We start from the raw sequence: 18,264 nt of genomic DNA, 5'->3' as shown, positions 1-18,264 counted from the left end.
ATTGATATTAAATGACATGGTTTTATGGATAATGAAAACACTGTAAAAGTGCCGCCGCAGTATGTTGTCGGGATCGGCGCTTCGGCCGGAGGCTTGGAAGCGATTGAGGCATTTTTTAAGAATATGCCTGCCAACAGCGGCTTGTCGTTTGTGGTGATTCAGCATTTGTCGCCACAGTATAAAAGTTTGATGGCGGAGCTATTATCCAAACACACCGCCATGCCGGTAAAGCGTATTGAAGACGGCATGAAAATCGAGCGAGACACTGTCTATTTGATTCCGCCCCGAAAAAACGTCACGGTGTTTCATAATCAGTTGTTGCTGGCCGAGCAAGATCCCAGCAAAGGCATCAATCTGCCGATCGATATATTTTTGCGTTCCTTGAGCGAGGACGCCAGAGAACTGGCGGTAGGCATTATATTGTCGGGTACCGGCAGTGATGGCACGCGTGGTATTCGCTCCATCAAGGAATTTGGCGGCATGGTGATGGTGCAGGATGAAAACTCCGCCAAATTCGACGGCATGCCCAAGAATGCTTTTGCTACGGGTTTGGCGGATTTTAGTTTGCCGCCGGAGAAGATGCCCGATCAGTTGCTGGCTTTTGTTAAGCATCCTTATGCCACCTTACAGGAAAAGAATATCGTCTCGTCCGACGATAGCGACATCACGCGGATTTTTTCGATTCTTAGGGAAAAGTGCAAAATCGATTTTACCTTTTATAAACCCAATACGGTGGTCAGACGCATTGAGCGGCGCATCTCCATCAATCATTTAAAAGATATATCCGAGTATTTAAACTTATTGCAAACAAATCCTCACGAAGTTTTGGTTTTATTTCAGGAGTTGTTGATAGGTGTCACCAGTTTTTTCCGTGACGAGCATGTGTTTGACGAGATTCGTGAGCATTGGCTGAAAAAAGTCGTCAAGTTATTACAAGAAGATGAATTACGAGTTTGGGTGACTGCGTGTTCGACCGGCGAGGAAGCCTATTCCTTGGCCATGTTGTTGTCGGAATACCGGGAGTATTCCGGACATTATTTTCGCGTGAAGATTTTTGCAACCGATGTTGATCTAACGGCCATCGAGAAAGCCAGTAATGGTAAATATCCTGAAAGTATTATTGCGGATATTCCACCCAAGCTCTTGTCAAAATATTTTATTCGCAGGGAAGATTATTTCCAGGTTAGTCAAAAAATTCGGGAAATGGTGGTGTTTGCCCAGCATAACCTGATTAAAGATCCGCCTTTTACCAATATTCATATACTAAGCTGTAGGAATGTGTTGATTTACTTGCAGCCGGTATTGCAGAAAAAAATATTGGAGTTATTCAACTTTTCTCTCGTAAAGGAGGGTTTGCTGGTTTTGGGTACCAGTGAAACGATAGGCGATATGGGTGAGTTTTTTGATGTGGCTAGCGCCAAATCAAAACTATATCGCTCCAAAGGAAAGTATAAATCACTGGGGTTTACCGCGTCCCCCAGTGCTTTAATGACTTACTCGCCGTATCCAAGCTCTGTGCGCTCATCGAATGCGCTTAGTGGTCAGGAAGAAAGGGTATTGGATCGGTTCATTAGGGCAATATCCAACGATGTATTGCCGTTTACGATGATAATCAATGAGAATATGGAAATATCCCATATTTTCGGCGATTCCAAGGATTATTTGAGTTATCCCAGCGGCAAACTGGTGAGCAATGTCAGTAAAATTGTTAAAAAAGATTTATCCATACCTATTTCCACAGGTATTCAAAAAGCCTTAAAAGCTAATAACGAAATTGTGTTGTCCAATATTCGGGTCAGAGAGCAGGACAGTTTGCGGACGTTTAGGCTGCAATTTAAACCCCTGCCGGGTAAGAAGGGCCAAGAAATCTTAGTGGCGGCGATGATCACGGAGACGGTCGATCCTTCTTGTTTCAGCGAGACGGAAACCTTGGTCTACGATGTCAATTTAGATGCCAAACAACGCATCATCGATCTGGAGCAAGAATTACAGTTTACCCGCGAAAACCTGCAAGCAACTGTGGAAGAATTGGAAACCTCCAACGAGGAGCTCCAGGCGACCAACGAAGAATTGTTGGCGAGTAACGAAGAATTACAGAGCACCAACGAGGAGTTGCAATCGGTTAACGAAGAGCTTTACACCGTCAATGCCGAACACCAGGGCAAGATAGTCGAACTGACCTTATTGAATAACGATCTGGATAACTTATTCAATAGTACGAATATCGCTACCTTGTTTTTAGACGAGAATCTGGATATTAGGCGTTTTACTCCCAAACTACAGTCTATATTCCATATCTTGGAAACCGATCTCGGGCGGCCGTTTTACCATCTAACCCATACCATTAAAAATCTCGATGTGATTGCAGTGGTTAAAAGTGTCAATGATAGGCACAACTGTTTTGATCAGGAAATTCAGCTGGAAAATGGTACCTGGTATTTATTGCGGGTGATTCCTTATGTGGTTTCCGCCAAAGTCAACGCCGGTGTCATTCTGACATTTGTGGACATCAATCAGCTGAAAAGTGCGCAACTGGAATTGCATAAGCGTGAGGAGCAAGAAACGCTCAGGCTGGCCAAGTTTGTACAGTTTTCCAATGATGCGATTACCTTGCTCGAACCGGACGGTACCATTGTGACTTGGAATCGTGCTGCCGAGAAACTCTATGGCTGGTCGGCGCATGATGCGCTGGGGATGAATTTTTACAATCTAATTCCGGAAGAGGAAAAACATTTTGCCAAGCAGGGTCTGAACAACCTGAAAGTGGGTAACACCTTGCCGTCTTTTCAGGCCAGACGGCTCACCAAATCCGGAAAGGTGGTGCACGTGTCGGCCTCGGCCTGCATGTTCCAAGCGGAGAACTCGGCTAGAGAGTTAATCGCTTTGACTGAGCGCGACTACGTTCACCAGCATCAAGTCGAAAAACAGGAATGTTTAAATTGTTTGCAAAAACTGGCGACGATAGTGATGGACACCGATGAAGCGATCATCCTGTTTGAGGTGTCCGGTAAAATTACAGCTTGGAATAAGGGCGCCGAAACCTTATACGGTTGGGATAGCTTGGATGCCGCCAGTATGACCTTTACAGAGATTGTTTCGGATGATGAACGGGCCATTACTCAGCAACTGGTTCAGGAATTGATAGTCGGTGGCGGCGTGAAAAGTATCAAAACCAAACGTGTTACCAAAGATCAGAAAATCATCCCGGTACGCATGCATGCGACGGTATTGGGTAATCGTTCGGGAGAAGCGTTGCTAATCGTCAGCAGTGAAAAAGCGGTGCACTGAGCACTATATCAACTTGCGATCAAGGCAAGATTTCGGCTAACGATTGCTCCACAGTAAGCAATTCCGCCGGCGTATTTATGTTGACGAAGATGTGCGGCGAGTCGCTGTAGTCGACTTGGAGCAACGAATGCCGATGAAACCAGGTTTGCAACTTGCGTTCGCCACTACGTAGGTAATCCTGTAAGTCAGTTTGCAAGCGGGTTTTCAGCGCGGCAAAAACCGGGTGTAGGCGCTCGCCGTCAAACGCCACGGCGATGTCCGCGTCCTGGCTTATTAATGCGTCGACTAAGCGTTGCAGATGAATGCTTGCAACCAGCGGCGAGTCGCAGGGCGCTACCAGTAATATCCTGTGTTGTGCGGTTTGCATCGCCGCCAAAATTCCGGCCAGCGGGCCGTCGAAGATTGGTTCGGCATCGCTGATGACCGGGTAATGGAATTGCCGATAGCGGTCTTGATGGCGATTGGCGCTGATCAACAAATCATCGACCAGCGGCGCCATGGCGGCCAGCGCATAGCTAATCAAGGGCCGGTTATTGCACAACATCAAGCCCTTGTCTTGCTCCTGCATGCGCCGGGCCATGCCGCCGGCCAGCACCACGCCGCTAACTTTGTTTTGCCCGCTCATGATGGTAAGCTTTCTCGATGTTTAAAAGAGCCGTCATTTTCGCAAGCCTGCCGTTGATTGCAAGTTGTGCCGCGCAGTCTCTGCTGCATACCGAAGAAGTGACGTATTATCAAGTTGAGACCAGCAAACCGTACGACGAAGTATTGGCGGAACTGGAAGTAGCGATTGCCGAACACAACTTTCGCATCACCGGCCATAGCCGGGTGGGGAAGGTGATTCGCGACAGAGGAGCCACGAATTTTCCGGAATACGATACGGTACAGTTTTGCAATCTGACGTTGGCGAAGGTGGTGCTGGAAATCACCCCGCATGCTATAGGCTATATGCCCTGCAATGTGGTGACCTATCAATTCGACGGTAAAACCATCGTCAGAACGCATCTGCTGCCTGAAGATACCGGCAATCCGGCCCTGAATAAATTCGCCAAGGAAATGAACCCGCAACTGCGACAGATTGTCGACTTCGCCGCCGAACAATAAATATCCCTACAACGATAAAAACCGAGCATCATGAAAAAATCATTCTTCGCTACTCTCGCTGTTTTAACGCTGCTAAGCGGCTGCTCCACTACCCAAGAAAACTCTAAACCCGAAGCCGCCGCAAGCGAGCCGGCGGTATTGGTCAATGATTATCCTACCCGTGACCGCGTCGATTATGTATTGGAATGCGTTGCCAAGCACGGCGGACTAACCTATATCAGCCAATACGCCTGCGGCTGCAAAATCGATAAAATCGCCGAAAAACTCAGTTTCGAAGAATACGAATCGGCCAAAACCTTTACCCAGATGCAAAAAACCCCTGGCGAAGCCGGTGCGGCGTTTCGCGATCCTAAACAATCCAAGGATTTGCGCACCAAGTTGAAAGATGCTGACGCCGAAGCCGAGAAAGCCTGTTTCGTTAAATAATCCCTGTTGACCATGATGGCGCCGGCCGGGTTGTCATCATGGTTCATGTCTTTACCGTCAAATTGTCGCTATATGAGCAGTTTGGCGGTTGCTGTCGGACTCACTTAATCTTACCGTTATGCCCAACGCCCAGTTTTTTCTTTCCTACCCCAAATTTAAGCTGGCTATACTGGCTTTGTTGACGCTGAATATCGGCATTTATGCAGCGGTCGATACGATGACCACTGCGGTTGATGCGCTGGTGTGGGTGATATTGTTGGTGATGTTCGAGCTGGAAACCGTCAAGGCCGCGCCGTTTAACGAGACGACCTTGCACGCGGTGCGGAACGTGTTGATTGTGGTGATTGCCTTGGTGTTCGGCAGCTACGTCCGCGATAACGAATGGCTGGATGTGGTTAACTCTCTGCTCTGGTTTGCGTTGATTGTATTACTCGAATTGGAAGTGCGCTGGCGGTCTTTGGTAGTACGGCATCGGCAGGTGTTTTGGTTGATGACTGTGGCCGTGTTTGTGGGTTTAATCGGTATGGTTGTGGCTTGGCTGATGCAGTCAGCATGGCTGGATGCTTACGATGCGCTGCTGTGGATCGCTGCATTCGGCGTGATTGAAGTCGATATTTTTCATTTCCTGAAGTTGACGCGCGATTAATCCCAACGCCATTGTCAGCGGTTTCCCAAGCATGAAAAAGATTGTTTGGTTGCTTATTTTTGTGGCGCCGTTGCTGCTGAAAGGCTGGTATGTCGATAATTTTATTTATCACTATACCGGTACCCGTTTGCTGGGATTTACTCAGGTTTTATTTAACGATGCCGTGATTTATGGCGGTATTTTAATATTGCTGTATTTATCGCTGCTGCCGACTATGATGCGTTGGTTGGCGGCATTATTACGCTTGGCGGCTTTGCTGTTGTTTGCAGTTTATATTATCGATTATGCCATTATCGTTAATTTCAATACCCATCTGGCTTTGGGCGACGCTATAAAATATGCGGATTATTCGTACAAATATATTCAGCAAATTTACGGTTTAAGCGATTTTGGTGTGCTTGCGCTTACCGTATTAATCTTGGTTTTGCTTTTATATTTTTCGTGGGTAAGGTTTAAATCCGTAAATCCTTATGTCAAAAAGTGGCCAATCTTCTTGATTCTCGGCCTGCCGTTGGCGGCCGCGTTTGCCGATAATGAAAAATACGCCCATGCCTGGATCTATAAAAATGTCATTGATTATAATTTAACCATATTGTCGGAGGCTGCGCCGTATAGCACTGCTTATGTCGATGCGTTTAGTTTTCATGAACATATAAACTGCCAAACGCAACCGGCTCAAACCAAGAATATTATTATTCTGATGGTGGAATCGCTGTCCGCTTATCAAAGCCGGTATTTCTCCGGTATCCACGATTGGACGCCCAATCTGGATGCAATTGCCCGCCAATATCAGGCCTTCAAGGATTTTTACGCCAACGGTTTTATCACCGAAGACGGCGAAGTCGCGCTACTGACTGGCTTGCAGCCGCTCTATCCGCCATCCAGTTATACCGACGATGGAGGTACGTCATTTTATAGTTTTTATAATATAAAAGACTCCCTGCCCAATATCCTTAAAAAGCACGGTTATAAAGCCGAGTTTTTAACCACTGCCGATTTGGAGTTCGGTAACACCGGAGTCTGGGCGAAAAGTATAGGCTTTGATTATGTCGAAGGTCATGATCAACCGGAATACGATAAGTGGGAACGGTTTCATTTTGAGGCCGCGCCGGATGAGGCGCTATATTTAAGAGCTTTGGCTAGGGTCGAAAAAAATAAAAAAAATAATTTTTTACTGTTTATTAAAACCGTTAGCAGTCATCATCCCTATATTAATCCGGAGACTAAAGAAAAATCCGAATCGGCGGCAATTACATATACCGATAAACAACTAGGCTGGTTTTATCGAGAACTACAAAATAACGGCTTTTTTAATAAGGGTATCTTGATTATCGTCGGCGACCATCATTCGATGACGCCTTTAAGAAAAGCAGAAGTCGAGTTATACGGTCAGTACAAAGCTTCGGCAAAAGTGCCCTTAGTGATTGCCGATGGCGACCGGCCGGCGAGCGTGGAAACTAATCAATATCAACAAATCGATGTGTTTAACAGTTTGCACGGCTTGGTCGCCGGCAAGCAATGTTATTCGGATTGGAACGGGGTATTGTTCGGCGAAGCGAAAACCTCGCCCAAATATATTATTCATCGGCGCGGCGACAATCGGGATATGGTTAGTATTTTTGGCGAGAACGAAGAGTTTCTGGTGAAGCTGGATGGCGATAAGACCAGGGTAACCAGCAAACTACCGGCGGAGCAGATTGTCAGACAGCTGTTGGTCGATAAGATTAACGCGCTGCGGATAGCGCGGGCGAAGTGGGCGTTGACACAATCCGCCGAAAAGTCAGATTGATACGCGCTTGCTTGGCTAGGCGAGTTTTGGGCAGTTCGTGGCGCCAGTGGTGTTGCAACTCGCCGGCCATGATCAACAAGTCGCCGTGACTCAGCTCAATATCCAGCGTCGTGCGGCTGTGGGCATGGCGAAAGCGCAGCAAGCGCGTTTCGCCGAAACTCAGCGATGCTATCTGCGGATTCTGGCCTAACTCTTTTTCATTGTCGGCATGACAACCCATCGAATCGTGGCCGTCGCGATATAAATTGGCTAAAACACTATTGAACGCTTGTCGGCAAACGGTTTCGACGTCGGTGCGTAGGGTTTGCAGTTCGCGGGTCCAGGGCAATGGTTGGTGATCGATCCCGGAATAACGGTAGTCGGCGCCTGGGTCGCCGTACCAGGCCATCAAGCGCGGCACCGGCACCCAGCGCCCGAAGATATGAATTTGCTCGGTTTGCCAGGCCAGGTTATGCAGGAGGTTGTTAAAGTAATTGTCTGCGATGGTTTGTGGGTAGAAAGCTTGCAGCAAATACAGCTCTCCATCGCGGGGAGCCAGATTCTGGTAGTTGACGATTAAGGTCGATGTCATCGCAGCAGGAGTTTGGGCTGGCTCGGCGATTTTAGCTGCTGAACCAGTCCATCAGACAAATGAGTCGGTTTTAATTTACCAACAAAATAATCAACTGCGCGGCAATGATCCGTAAAATCATGACCAAGGGGTACACGGTCGCATAAGCCATCGACACAGCCGCGGACGGGCTAAGATTATTGGCAAACGCCAAAGCCGGCGGATCAGTCATGCTGCCGGCCAGTAGGCCGCAAAGCGTCAGGAAGTTGAGTTTATAGACTATCCTGCCAACGGCGGCGATGATCAGTAGGGGCAGCAATGTTATCATCGCCGCGCAGGCCATCCAGTAAAAACCGTCGCCTTTCACCAGCGTCTCGACGAATTGATCGCCGGAATGCAAACCGACGCAGGCCAGGAACAGCACAATGCCGATGTCTTTTAAAATGATGTTGGAGCTTTTCGGCAGATGCCAGGTCATCGTGCCCCAATTGCCCACTCTGCTCAGCATAATGGCTACCAGTAGCGGCCCGCCGGCCATGCCCAGTTTGACCGCCGAGGGAATACCGGGCAAATACATCGGCACACTGCCTAATAACACCCCCAGCGAAATGCCGATAAAGATTGGCATGATTTGCGGGTGAGCCAGTTCTTCGAGCGAGTTACCCAGGGCTTTTTCGATACTGTTCAGCGCTTCCTCGCTGCCGACGACATTCAATTCATCGCCGAAATGCACATGCACGTTGCTGGTGGGGGAGAACTCAACATCGGGACGATGAATCCGGGAAATGGTCACGCCGTAAAGCATGCACAGATTGCCGACGGTTTGATTGATCGCTGATTTATTGGTGACTACCAGTCGTCGGCTTTGCAAATTAGTGGCAATTTGTTTCAGATCGATATCCGATTCCGGACCGATCAGAATTTTCAGCTGTTCCAAGGGTTCGCGTTCGCCGACCAGACGGATGGTATCGCCAATCGCCAGGCGGCTTTCCTGACCGGCCACATCTACTGCGCCGTTGTGCAGAATCCGCGTCATCACCACGTTCATGCCTTCGAAAAACGGAATTTGCCGCAGCGTCAAACCGTTCAGATTAGGGTTTTCCACTCGCAAATCTTTCCATATCGGCACATGGGTGTCTTGCTGTTGTTGGTCGGCAAAGTTTTTGGCTTCGTCGGCTATATCGACTTTAAACAAGCGTTTGTTCAACAGCATGGCCAGAATGATGCCGGCGATACCGAATGGGTAAGCCACTGCATACCCCAGGCCCGGCATTTTCAATGTTTCGCTATCGATGCCGGCAATCCCGCTCAATACTTGTTGGGCGGCGGCCAGCGACGGGGTATTGGTAGTGGCACCGGAAAATAGGCCCACCGCTACGGGCATGGGGATAGCGCCGAAAATGCTGATCAATACTGTGATCAATGCACCTAAAAGCACAATCGCGGCGGCCATGCCATTCAGACGCAATCCGTAACGGAAGAACGAACTGACGAAGCTGGGACCGACCTGTAAACCAATCGCGTAAACGAACAGTACCAAGCCGAATTCGCGCAAAAAATGCATGACTTCCGGATTGATCGTCAGCTGGAAATGTCCGAACAGCAATCCGGAAAACAATACGCCGGCGATACCCAGTTGAATGCCGGCCAGCGATACTCTGCCCAAAACCAGGCCGCTGGCGACTACCAAACTAATAATTAGTAATGTGTGTGGAACGGAATCTTGATTAAAAAGCGATAGCAACCACGACATGGCCTATTCCTTTGGTTCGAGTGGGTTGGAGGGATTTTAGGTTTGCTTAGTCAATGCTGCCTGACTATGATGCAGAAGCCTGATAGCGCATTATGTCGTCAGGATTGTACAACAAGCCAAACAAGGGTGATCTCGATGAATAATAAATATCATAAAATGAAATATATCGTCATGCTGGGGCTGTTCGCCGCCGGCGCCAACGCGGCGGATATCGAGGCAGGCAAAGCCAAAGCCGCCGCGTGTCAAGGTTGTCACGGTGTGGCCGGCGTCAGCAGCAGCCCCTTATGGCCCAGTCTGGCAGGGCAAAGCGCGGTGTATATCGAGAGCCAGCTGAATAAATTCCGCAACGGGCAACGCGAAAATCAGGTAATGAAACCGCTTGCTTCAGGCTTGAACGACACCGACATTCAAAATATTTCCGCGTATTACGCCAGTTTGCACGGCAAATCGGCCGGCAGCAGCGATGCCAATTTGGTCAAGCTGGGCAAAGACAAAGCAGCAATGTGTCTGGGTTGCCACGGCAATAATGCGCAGGGCATGGGCATGGTGCCGAAACTGGCCGGTCAGCACCCGCAATATTTAGCCAAACAACTGACCGATTTCAAAAAAGGCGCGCGTAAGGCCCCGCAAATGAATGCGCTGGCACAATCGCTCAGCGATGACGACATCAAGGCTGTGGCGGCTTATTTGGGGTCTTTGTAGATTATTGTCATGTTCCGCATCGTTTAGAGTACCGGAGCGATGCGGTTGCTTTGTTGAATGTTTCGGCTAATCTAATGCGCAGATTTGTCCGAATCCCACAATCCAAGCGCGTAGCAAATTAACAGTGTGATGAAATTAAATGGTCCAATGCGGATTGGGTTTTTGCTGGCTTGCGCCTCGGAGTCTTCGCTAGCAGATTCGTTGTCGTCCGACGTAACGTGGTCGGTGATTGGGCGCAACATCACCATTACTCAACCGTCCTTTGCCGGCGTGAGCAGCGGCAGTTTTGCCGGTAATTCGGCAACAGTAGGTTCGGGTTCCAGCGTCAATTTGGCTGGTAGTTACAGCATCCAGGAAGGCGATACCAGTTATTGTCCAGGTTGCGTCATCCAGCTTTATACTGCGTGGATTGCCCCGGCTCAAGCCGGTTCCGCCGGCTTTTTCTCGGGAGTAATCTATCCCGGTTTTGGTAGCCAAAGCGGATCGTTCTCCAGCCAACTCACTGCACCCAAAACGCCGGGTACGTATTTTATTGGCCTCGGGTCAACGTTGGATTTTGTTTACCAGCCAAACGTCGCTGGCGGGTTTGGGAACGATCAGAATGGCATTCCCGGTTTCGCGCCATTCCAGGTCAGTGTTACACCCTTAGCGCTAAGTCCCATTGCCTCCAGCGACAGCTTCAGCACGTTGCCGGGTTACTATTACAGCACCGGCGGCAATTTCAGCAACCACGGCACATTAATCAATAACAGCGCTACGCTCAGTCATAGCTCAGGGGTTTTCTCCAACTTTGGTGCCATCAACAATCAAGGCGTACTTGAGAATGCTGGACAGATGGTCAATAGCGGCAGCATCAACAATGTAATCGGCAATACGCTGACAAACGTCGGCGAATTGGTTAATCAGGGCAGTTTCGGCAATGCCGGACAACTGAGTAACCAAGGTACTTTTAACAATCACGGCGTGCTGAACAATACCGGGATCATCAGCAATACCGGCCAATTCAATCTGGCGCAAACCGGACTCATTACCGGCGCCGGCGATTTCTACAATAGCGCACAAGGACGCGTCGATATCTCCGGTACCAATCCGCATCGGTTTGACGGCAATGTCAGTAACGACGGTGTTTTCAGAACTGTAAATACGTCGGTGGCGTTTACCGGCAATTTCACGAATAACGGCCGCTATGAGAGTGATCCATCGACCAATCAATTCAATAATCTTTCCATAGGTTCCAGCGGCTATTTGGTGGGCGGTGCCGGCGATGTTTTCATCGTGACCGGCGACTTCAATAATGCCAGTACCCAAAATACGCTGTGGAATACCGCGAATGCCGATCTGGTTTTCAGCGGCCCCAGCGCGACACAACATACGATGAGTTTGATGGGCAGCGATCAAGGCCAGACCACGGCCGGTTCAGTGAATAACTTTGCTTGGGGTTCGGTGACGGTGGCGAGCGGCAACGGCTTGCAGTTAGTCGATGGTAATAGCACGCCCGGTGCCGCGCTATATGCCAGTCGACTGGTGTTGACGGATGGTGTGAGCCAATTAAGCAGCATCAGCAGCGATTACAATATCTACATCGATCCGACTTTGCCGGAAAATCAGTATCTGCTGGGGGCGATACGCAGTTTCGGTGGCGGTCGAGGCCAATTGGCGCCCTGGAGCTTGCAGCCTTTTGCCGCAGAGACTACTACGGCGCCGGAGTTAACCTTCAATCAACAGACCTTTGCGCCTGCCCTAAACGAAGCTTGCGCTACTCCAAGCGGTATTTTGGCTACCCGGTGCCTGCAACTACAGGCGCTCAGTCCTGAGCAGCAAACCAGTGCCGTTGCGGCATTGACTCCCGATCAAGTGCCGAGCCAGATGGCCGGGCCGGTGAAATTGGGCGCGACGCGCATGGATGGTCCGCTCACCCGATTGGCGAGCTTACGCGCTGGCGGCGGCAGTGCGCCTTTGTCGGTTAATTTTAACGGTATCCAATTATCCGCCAACACCTCGGGCTCTCAGGGGCTAGGCGGCGCAGCCGGCGATGACGAGTTGTTCCGCGATTCGCCGTTGGGCCTGTTTTTACAAACCCGGTTTAATTTTGCCACTCTGCAAGGTGACGCCTGGGATCGCGGGTTTGATTCGCAAGCGCGCACCGTGACGGGCGGTGCTGATTATCGGCTTAGCGATAAATTGGTCGTTGGCGCGGCGTTTAACTACACGCACGCTTCCACGCAGTACGCCGATTCAGCCGGTAATATGAGTAGCGACACCTATCTGGGTGCGATTTACGGTAGCTATTATCTGCCCGAGGATATTTATCTGGATTGGGTGGGAAATTATGGCGGCAATGACTATGCCTTCAATCGCCAATATGCTTATTCCGGATTCGCCGGCCAATCCACATCTAAAACCACCGGCAATCAATACGGTTTTGCATTAAGCGGCGGCAAAGACTTCAATTGGGACGAATGGGCCGTCGGGCCTTATCTGCGTTTGGAGTATTTAGGCATGAACATCGCCCAATATCAGGAGCAAAGCGGCAACGGCTTCGACATCATCACCGGCGAGCAAATCAATCATTCCTTCGTCAGCAATCTCGGTACCCAAATCAGTTATGCGCTCAGCACGCCGTGGGGCGTGATCACGCCGGCGGCGCGCGTGGAATGGGAGCATCAATACCTTAACGACAACCGGCTGATCCATATGCGTTTGGCTCAGGCCGAGTCGGGGCAGGGCAATTTTACGATTCAGACCGGTGAGCCCGACCGCGATTATCTCAACCTCGGCGGTTCGGTCAGCGCTACTTTAGCTAATGGCGGCTCCGGGTTCGTGCGTTACGAAACCCGCTTAGGCCAAGCCAATATTTCCGACCATATCGTGGAAGCGGGCTTGCGGATGACTTTCTAGTTCCGCAAGCCCTTCCTGATTGTTACTGATACGGTGGTGGCGGTGGCAAGCCGGGTGGTGGCGGCGGAATACTGGGTTGTGAGGTTTTGGGTGCCGGCGACTGGTAAGAAAACTGCCCGGATACGGGTACTCGGTGGCCCTTGGCATACATACATTGCACATAGGCGTTGTCGTAACCTTGTTGAGTGGCATAGCCGGAGCGTCTTGATTCGCCGCTGCCGACGATAGTCCCGGCTACCAAACCCGTGCCCGCGCCGATAGCCGCTCCGCCGCCCCCGCCTAGCGCGGCACCGGCAGCTGCACCGACTGCGGTGCCGACCGCCGCACTGCCTATTTGGCTATCGGCGCTGGCCTGATTTGGCGTGGCACCGACTTGTCCGGCCGCGTATTGCTGGCATTGATAATCGTCCTGGCGGAATTGCTCAAACGACAGACCGGTGCCTGGTAGCGCCATCACGCTGGGGCCGGAGGGCATATGGGCGCAGCCGCTCAAGGCCAGCGCTGCGCAGATTCCCGCCATTTGGTTTTTAGTGTTCATGTTTGCGGTCTCCTGCTAATTCTGCGGCGTGGGCTCGACTTGTTGCCAGCCATTTACACACTCTTTTACGTAAGGATAGTAGCCGGCCGGATCGTTACAGTAATACCAATAGCCTTCGGCTAAGGGACTGTTCTGGGGTTGACTGCGCTCGCGCTCGATATAGACCGGGGGTTGCACCGGTACGGTGATAATTTCCCGCGGGTAATACGGATATGCCGGGTAGTATGGATAAGCCGGGTAAAACGGTCTGGGATAAAGTGGAGCCCCAAAGTAGAAGCTAAAACCCGGACGGAAATGTCCGCCAAAATGTCGACCGCCGTGATGGTGAAACGGGTCAGCGTTCGCGCTTAGTGCCCATGCCGACAGTAAAGCTATCAGCGGGGCCGTAATCCACTTTTTGAGTTTAAACATACTTACCTCTCGTTTGCTTGCGGCGTTGGAAACGGGATCTCAATCAGCACACTTAAACCGCCTTGCGGCCGATTGCTGGCGCTGATGCTGCCGCCATGCGCCTCAACGGCTCGATGCGCGATGGTGAGCCCAAGGCCGGTGCTGTGCGGTTTTTGCGGTTGACCGCTGCGGAAAAACGGCTGAAAAATTGCCGTCAAATCCTGATCCGCTACCCCAGGGCCGTCATCGTCCACCCGAATTCTTAAGCGACGATTATCGCTACCGAAATCGGCGGCAATTAATACCGTGCCGGCGGTTTTGCAATGTTGCACGGCATTACGCAGCACGTTTTCGATAGCGCGATGCAATAGTTCGCTTTGGCATTCGACTACCGCATCGATGTTGCCGTGATAGCTCAGTTCGACACGTTTTGGTTCTGCCTCGAAACGCACGTCGGCGACAATGTCGGCCAACAGATCAGCGAGATTGATTCGGTCGATTTTTCCCGGCGCCACGCCCGCTTCCAACTTCGATAGCATCAATAGTTCGCCGACTAGGTCGCTGATACGTTGCGATTCCCGTTCGATACGTTCCAGCATGGCCGGCAATTTTTCCGGTTGTTGTTGGGCTAGACCGATAGCCGCCTGGATACGCGCCAACGGCGAGCGAAGTTCGTGGGACACATCGTGCAGCAAATGTTGCTGGGCATTAATGAGCGAGCAGATCTTCTGGGCCATGTGGTCAAAGTCGCGACCTAGGTCCGCCAATTCGTCGCCACGTCTACCCATTGCCTTACCGATACGGGTATTCAGTCGGCCTTGGGCGACGGCGTTGAAAGCATCGCGTAAGCTGCGGATTGGTGTGGCGAAATACCAGGCCAAGAGTCCGCTGAACAGCAGACTGGCCACGCCCCCGGAGACTATCGGTAAAATCGGCGAGGGCGGTTCGTTACGCGGGCGGCGAATGCGGTCATCGGGAGGCGGTGGGGGCCGGTCTCCGGGGATAGGGCCGTCAAAGCCCATTGGCGGCAGTCCAGCGCTGCCGCCCGGAAATGAGGGCCTGAATAAGTCGCCAAAACCGTGCTCGGGCAAGGGTACGAAAAGCAGATAACGATGGCCGTCGTCGGCCGCAACCATTTGGATGGCATCCGGGTAGGCATTTTTTCGGTTTAAGGCTCTGGCCTGTTGCAATACCTCTGCCGCTAACGGCCTGCCCAACAATTCCCGGTCTGTATCGTCTACCGCGTATATCGGTGGGAAACGGGTGTTTTGCAAGGTCTGAATAAAGTCGTGCAAGCCCTTGACGCCGCCATGCGGCAACGTGCTGGCGGCCAGCTTGACCAGCGAGGCGCGTCTGATATCGACAACATCGGCCTGCTTGGCCGTTTGGTTTTGCTGCGCGGTGTGTCTGAGCCAAACGGCGGTACCCACGCCGATGCCTGCTGTTAATAATGCCAACCAGAACGCGAAGAAAAACTTCCAAAACAGTCGGCCCATCTTATTCCTTAATCAGCTGGTAGCCCTGGCCGCGCACGGTCTGGATATAAGAGCGGCCATCCGGCTGATTGCCGAGTTTTTGGCGGATGCTGCTCATATGCACATCAATGCTGCGGTCGAAACGTGCCAGTGGCCGCCCCAGGGCTTTTTCGGAGAGTTCGTTTTTGCTGACCACCCGGCCGACCTGACTGGCCAAGGTTTCCAGCAAATTGAACTCGGTACTGGTTAGATCCAGGTCTTGTTCAAACCACGCGGCTTTGCGCTTTTCCGGCCACAGTTTCAATGGGCCGGTCACAAACGGTCCTGGCAATACATTGGCGGCAGGGTGGGTTCGCCGCAAAATTGCGCGGATTCTCGCCACAAGCTCCCGGGGCGTGCAGGGCTTGGGGACGTAGTCGTCGGCGCCGGATTCCAAACCGATAATCCGGTCTACCTCGTCGCCCTTGGCGGTAAACATCAGTACCGGAACCCGGCTTTCCAGCCGAATGCGCGCCAATATCTCGGTGCCTTTGATGTCCGGCAGCATGATATCCAAAATCACCAGTTGATAGTCGCCGGACAGGGCATATTGCAGTCCGGATGTGCCGGTATGGCTGACGTCCACCGCAAAACCGTCCTGCGCCAGATATTCCTGGAATAGACCGGCCAGTTCCACGTCGTCATCGATAATTAACACTTTGTGCATGGTTGTCGCTCGTTGGCTGTGTGGTCATCATCATAGCCCTGGCTACCGCCGACAACCAGCTGGGTTTACCTGATTTTACACGGCACTAACAGCACTTAACCTCTGATTTGAAATACTGACTACGACGAAATCGAACTGGTTTTGTCCTTAGGTTCATCATTATTTTTGAGGTATTTTTTATGAAAAAATTAGTATTGTTACTCGGCTTGTTACCCTTAACCGCGATGGCTCAGCCACCGCATGGCGAACACCACGGCGGCGGCAAACCGCCGATGCATATGTTCGGCGAAGCGGACGGTGAGCAACATTTGCCGCGGTATTTGAAAAAACTTGATCTCAGCGAGAAGCAGGAAGCCGATATCAAGAATTTAATGAAAACCCGATTCGGCGACGGGCACGCCCGGTTTAAAGAAGAGCATGCATTGAGAGCCGAATTGCACGCTTTGAGCTTTTCCGCAGATTACGATGAGGAAAAGACCAAAGCCTTGCTTGAGAAATCTACTGTGATGCATCAGCAGATGGCCTTGGAGAAATCAAAGCTCGATCATGAAGTATTTATGTTGTTAACGGCCGAACAACAACAAAAACTGAAAGCCGAAATCGGCAAATTCGAACATTGAATGAACCTGTTGTCCTTACATAGTCCGGTGCAGTGGTTGCTGGTATCCGGGCAGCCTGGTTAAGGCGAAATCAGCAATAAATACAGAGTCTTTGTGAAAGAGCACAATCTCGGCAACGCATCAAGTTAGAAAATTGTTAATGACCAAACAGCCATAATTTCGTAAAATCACTTAAGTTTTTATCTATCAGGAACGGGATGAGTCGCAAGACTTATCCCGTTTTCTACATCTAAGGTGGCCAATCTTGAACAAACCTGCATTACTGGTACTAGAAGACGGGACGGTGTTTCACGGCATTTCGATCGGTGCCGACGGCTGTTCCGTGGGAGAAGTGGTTTTTAACACGGCATTGACCGGCTATCAGGAAATACTCAGCGACCCGTCATACGCACGGCAAATCGTCACATTGACCTATCCGCACATCGGCAATGTCGGCACCAACGCTGAAGACGACGAATCTACAAAAGTATTTGCCAGCGGCCTGGTGATACGCGATTTGCCTTTGCTGGCGAGTAGCTGGCGTATCGAGAAAACCCTGCCGGAATATCTGCGCGAGCACAAAGTGGTAGCGATTGCCGACATCGATACTCGCAAATTAACCCGCTTGCTACGCGACAAAGGCGCGCAACGCGGCTGCATCATGGCCGGCGAATCCGTCGATTTAGATGCCGCAAAACAGGCCATCGAAGGTTTTCCCGGTCTGCAAGGCATGGATCTGGCTAAAGAAGTGACGACGGCTACCAGCTACGAATGGACCGAAAATGTCTGGAAACTGGGCGAAGGCCATACTCAAGCGCCTAATCTGACTAAACATGTGGTTGCTTACGATTTTGGTGTCAAACGCAATATTCTGCGTTTGCTTGCTAATCGCGGCTGCCGGGTGACGGTCGTGCCGGCCACTATGCCAGCCGAAACAGTGTTGGCAATGAATCCTGACGGCGTGTTTCTCTCCAACGGCCCCGGCGATCCTGAGCCTTGCACGTATGCGATTGAGGCGATCAAAACCATTCTTGAACAAAAAGTGCCCGTGTTCGGCATTTGTTTGGGGCATCAGTTATTGGCTTTAGCCAGCGGTGCGAAAACCGAGAAAATGAAGTTCGGCCACCACGGCGCCAACCATCCGGTGCAGGAGCTGGCGACCGGCCGGGTGATGATCAGCAGTCAAAACCACGGTTTCGCCGCCAGCGCCGATTCCTTGCCGGCCAATTTAAAGGCAACCTATGTGTCGCTGTTCGACGGTAGTTTGCAAGGTATTGCCCGCACTGACGTGCCGGCTTTCAGCTTTCAGGGCCACCCCGAAGCCAGCCCCGGTCCGCACGATGTCGAGTCCTTGTTCGACGATTTCATCGATTTGATGAACCAGCCTCGTTCCGCTTAAG

The 18,264-nt window shown here is 51.1% G+C and carries 16 protein-coding genes; 9 read left to right on the top strand and 7 right to left on the bottom strand.

What is annotated here, in order from left to right; translation table 11 throughout:
* The first annotated feature begins 24 nt into the window (after positions 1-24).
* Positions 25-3,288, top strand: coding sequence for a chemotaxis protein CheB (locus A1332_RS18680; protein WP_064009940.1), 3,264 nt, complete (start codon positions 25-27; stop codon positions 3,286-3,288).
* Between the two features lie 19 nt (positions 3,289-3,307).
* Here the strand turns inward: A1332_RS18680 and mobA are convergent, their stop codons facing one another.
* Positions 3,308-3,913 carry a molybdenum cofactor guanylyltransferase MobA gene (gene mobA, locus A1332_RS18675; RefSeq protein WP_064009939.1) on the bottom strand — a complete coding sequence of 202 codons (606 nt, stop codon included), beginning with the start codon at positions 3,911-3,913 and terminating at the stop codon, positions 3,308-3,310.
* Positions 3,914-3,930: 17 nt separating this feature from the next.
* Here mobA and A1332_RS18670 point away from each other — a divergent pair, with 17 nt between their 5' ends.
* From A1332_RS18670 to A1332_RS18655, 4 genes are all read left to right on the top strand, one after another.
* A complete protein-coding gene (locus tag A1332_RS18670) occupies positions 3,931-4,392 on the top strand; it encodes a DUF302 domain-containing protein (RefSeq protein ID WP_064009938.1) in 462 nt (153 codons plus the stop codon).
* A gap of 30 nt (positions 4,393-4,422) precedes the next feature.
* Complete coding sequence (locus A1332_RS18665; protein WP_064009937.1) at positions 4,423-4,818, top strand: hypothetical protein; 396 nt, start codon at positions 4,423-4,425, stop codon at positions 4,816-4,818.
* 88 nt (positions 4,819-4,906) lie between these two features.
* Complete coding sequence (locus tag A1332_RS18660; protein ID WP_231890358.1) at positions 4,907-5,464, top strand: hypothetical protein; 558 nt, start codon at positions 4,907-4,909, stop codon at positions 5,462-5,464.
* Positions 5,465-5,495: 31 nt separating this feature from the next.
* On the top strand, positions 5,496-7,253 hold the full coding sequence (locus A1332_RS18655) for an LTA synthase family protein (protein ID WP_064009935.1): 1,758 nt from the start codon (positions 5,496-5,498) through the stop codon (positions 7,251-7,253).
* On the opposite strand, the gene A1332_RS18650 is transcribed toward A1332_RS18655, so the two are convergent.
* Both A1332_RS18650 and A1332_RS18645 read right to left on the bottom strand, forming a co-directional pair.
* Positions 7,189-7,824 carry an alpha-ketoglutarate-dependent dioxygenase AlkB family protein gene (locus tag A1332_RS18650; RefSeq protein ID WP_064009934.1) on the bottom strand — a complete coding sequence of 212 codons (636 nt, stop codon included), beginning with the start codon at positions 7,822-7,824 and terminating at the stop codon, positions 7,189-7,191. The genes A1332_RS18655 and A1332_RS18650 overlap by 65 nt on opposite strands.
* Before the next feature lie 70 nt (positions 7,825-7,894).
* The gene (locus A1332_RS18645; protein WP_064009933.1) at positions 7,895-9,556 is read right to left on the bottom strand and encodes a putative transporter; all 1,662 of its coding nucleotides are present in this window, start codon (positions 9,554-9,556) and stop codon (positions 7,895-7,897) included.
* Between the two features lie 135 nt (positions 9,557-9,691).
* On the opposite strand from A1332_RS18645, the gene A1332_RS18640 reads away from it, so the two are divergent.
* Together A1332_RS18640 and A1332_RS18635 are read left to right on the top strand one after the other, a co-directional pair.
* Positions 9,692-10,258 (top strand): c-type cytochrome, encoded by a 567-nt coding sequence (locus A1332_RS18640; RefSeq protein ID WP_082879776.1) that lies wholly within the window; start codon positions 9,692-9,694, stop codon positions 10,256-10,258.
* Positions 10,259-10,387: 129 nt separating this feature from the next.
* Positions 10,388-13,156 carry an autotransporter outer membrane beta-barrel domain-containing protein gene (locus A1332_RS18635; protein ID WP_082879775.1) on the top strand — a complete coding sequence of 923 codons (2,769 nt, stop codon included), beginning with the start codon at positions 10,388-10,390 and terminating at the stop codon, positions 13,154-13,156.
* Between the two features lie 22 nt (positions 13,157-13,178).
* On the opposite strand, the gene A1332_RS18630 is transcribed toward A1332_RS18635, so the two are convergent.
* From A1332_RS18630 to A1332_RS18615, 4 genes are read right to left on the bottom strand one after another with little or no spacing between them, the layout of a single operon-like run.
* Positions 13,179-13,694 (bottom strand): glycine zipper family protein, encoded by a 516-nt coding sequence (locus A1332_RS18630; RefSeq protein WP_064009931.1) that lies wholly within the window; start codon positions 13,692-13,694, stop codon positions 13,179-13,181.
* Positions 13,695-13,709: 15 nt separating this feature from the next.
* Complete coding sequence (locus A1332_RS18625; protein WP_064009930.1) at positions 13,710-14,105, bottom strand: hypothetical protein; 396 nt, start codon at positions 14,103-14,105, stop codon at positions 13,710-13,712.
* A 2-nt stretch (positions 14,106-14,107) separates the two neighbouring features.
* Positions 14,108-15,580, bottom strand: coding sequence for a sensor histidine kinase (locus tag A1332_RS18620; protein ID WP_064009929.1), 1,473 nt, complete (start codon positions 15,578-15,580; stop codon positions 14,108-14,110).
* Between the two features lies 1 nt (position 15,581).
* The gene (locus tag A1332_RS18615) at positions 15,582-16,265 is read right to left on the bottom strand and encodes a response regulator transcription factor (RefSeq protein ID WP_064009928.1); all 684 of its coding nucleotides are present in this window, start codon (positions 16,263-16,265) and stop codon (positions 15,582-15,584) included.
* A gap of 179 nt (positions 16,266-16,444) precedes the next feature.
* On the opposite strand from A1332_RS18615, the gene A1332_RS18610 reads away from it, so the two are divergent.
* Both A1332_RS18610 and carA read left to right on the top strand, forming a co-directional pair.
* Positions 16,445-16,885 carry a Spy/CpxP family protein refolding chaperone gene (locus A1332_RS18610; protein WP_064009927.1) on the top strand — a complete coding sequence of 147 codons (441 nt, stop codon included), beginning with the start codon at positions 16,445-16,447 and terminating at the stop codon, positions 16,883-16,885.
* Between the two features lie 244 nt (positions 16,886-17,129).
* Entirely contained in the window at positions 17,130-18,263 is a 1,134-nt protein-coding gene (gene carA, locus A1332_RS18605; protein WP_064009926.1) for a glutamine-hydrolyzing carbamoyl-phosphate synthase small subunit, read from the top strand.
* Position 18,264 lies beyond the last annotated feature (1 nt).

This window comes from Methylomonas methanica, from assembly GCF_001644035.1.
Classification (GTDB): domain Bacteria; phylum Pseudomonadota; class Gammaproteobacteria; order Methylococcales; family Methylomonadaceae; genus Methylomonas; species Methylomonas methanica_A.
The sequence above is the reverse complement of the archived record's forward strand: the minus strand, read 5'-3'. Positions and strand labels throughout refer to the sequence as shown.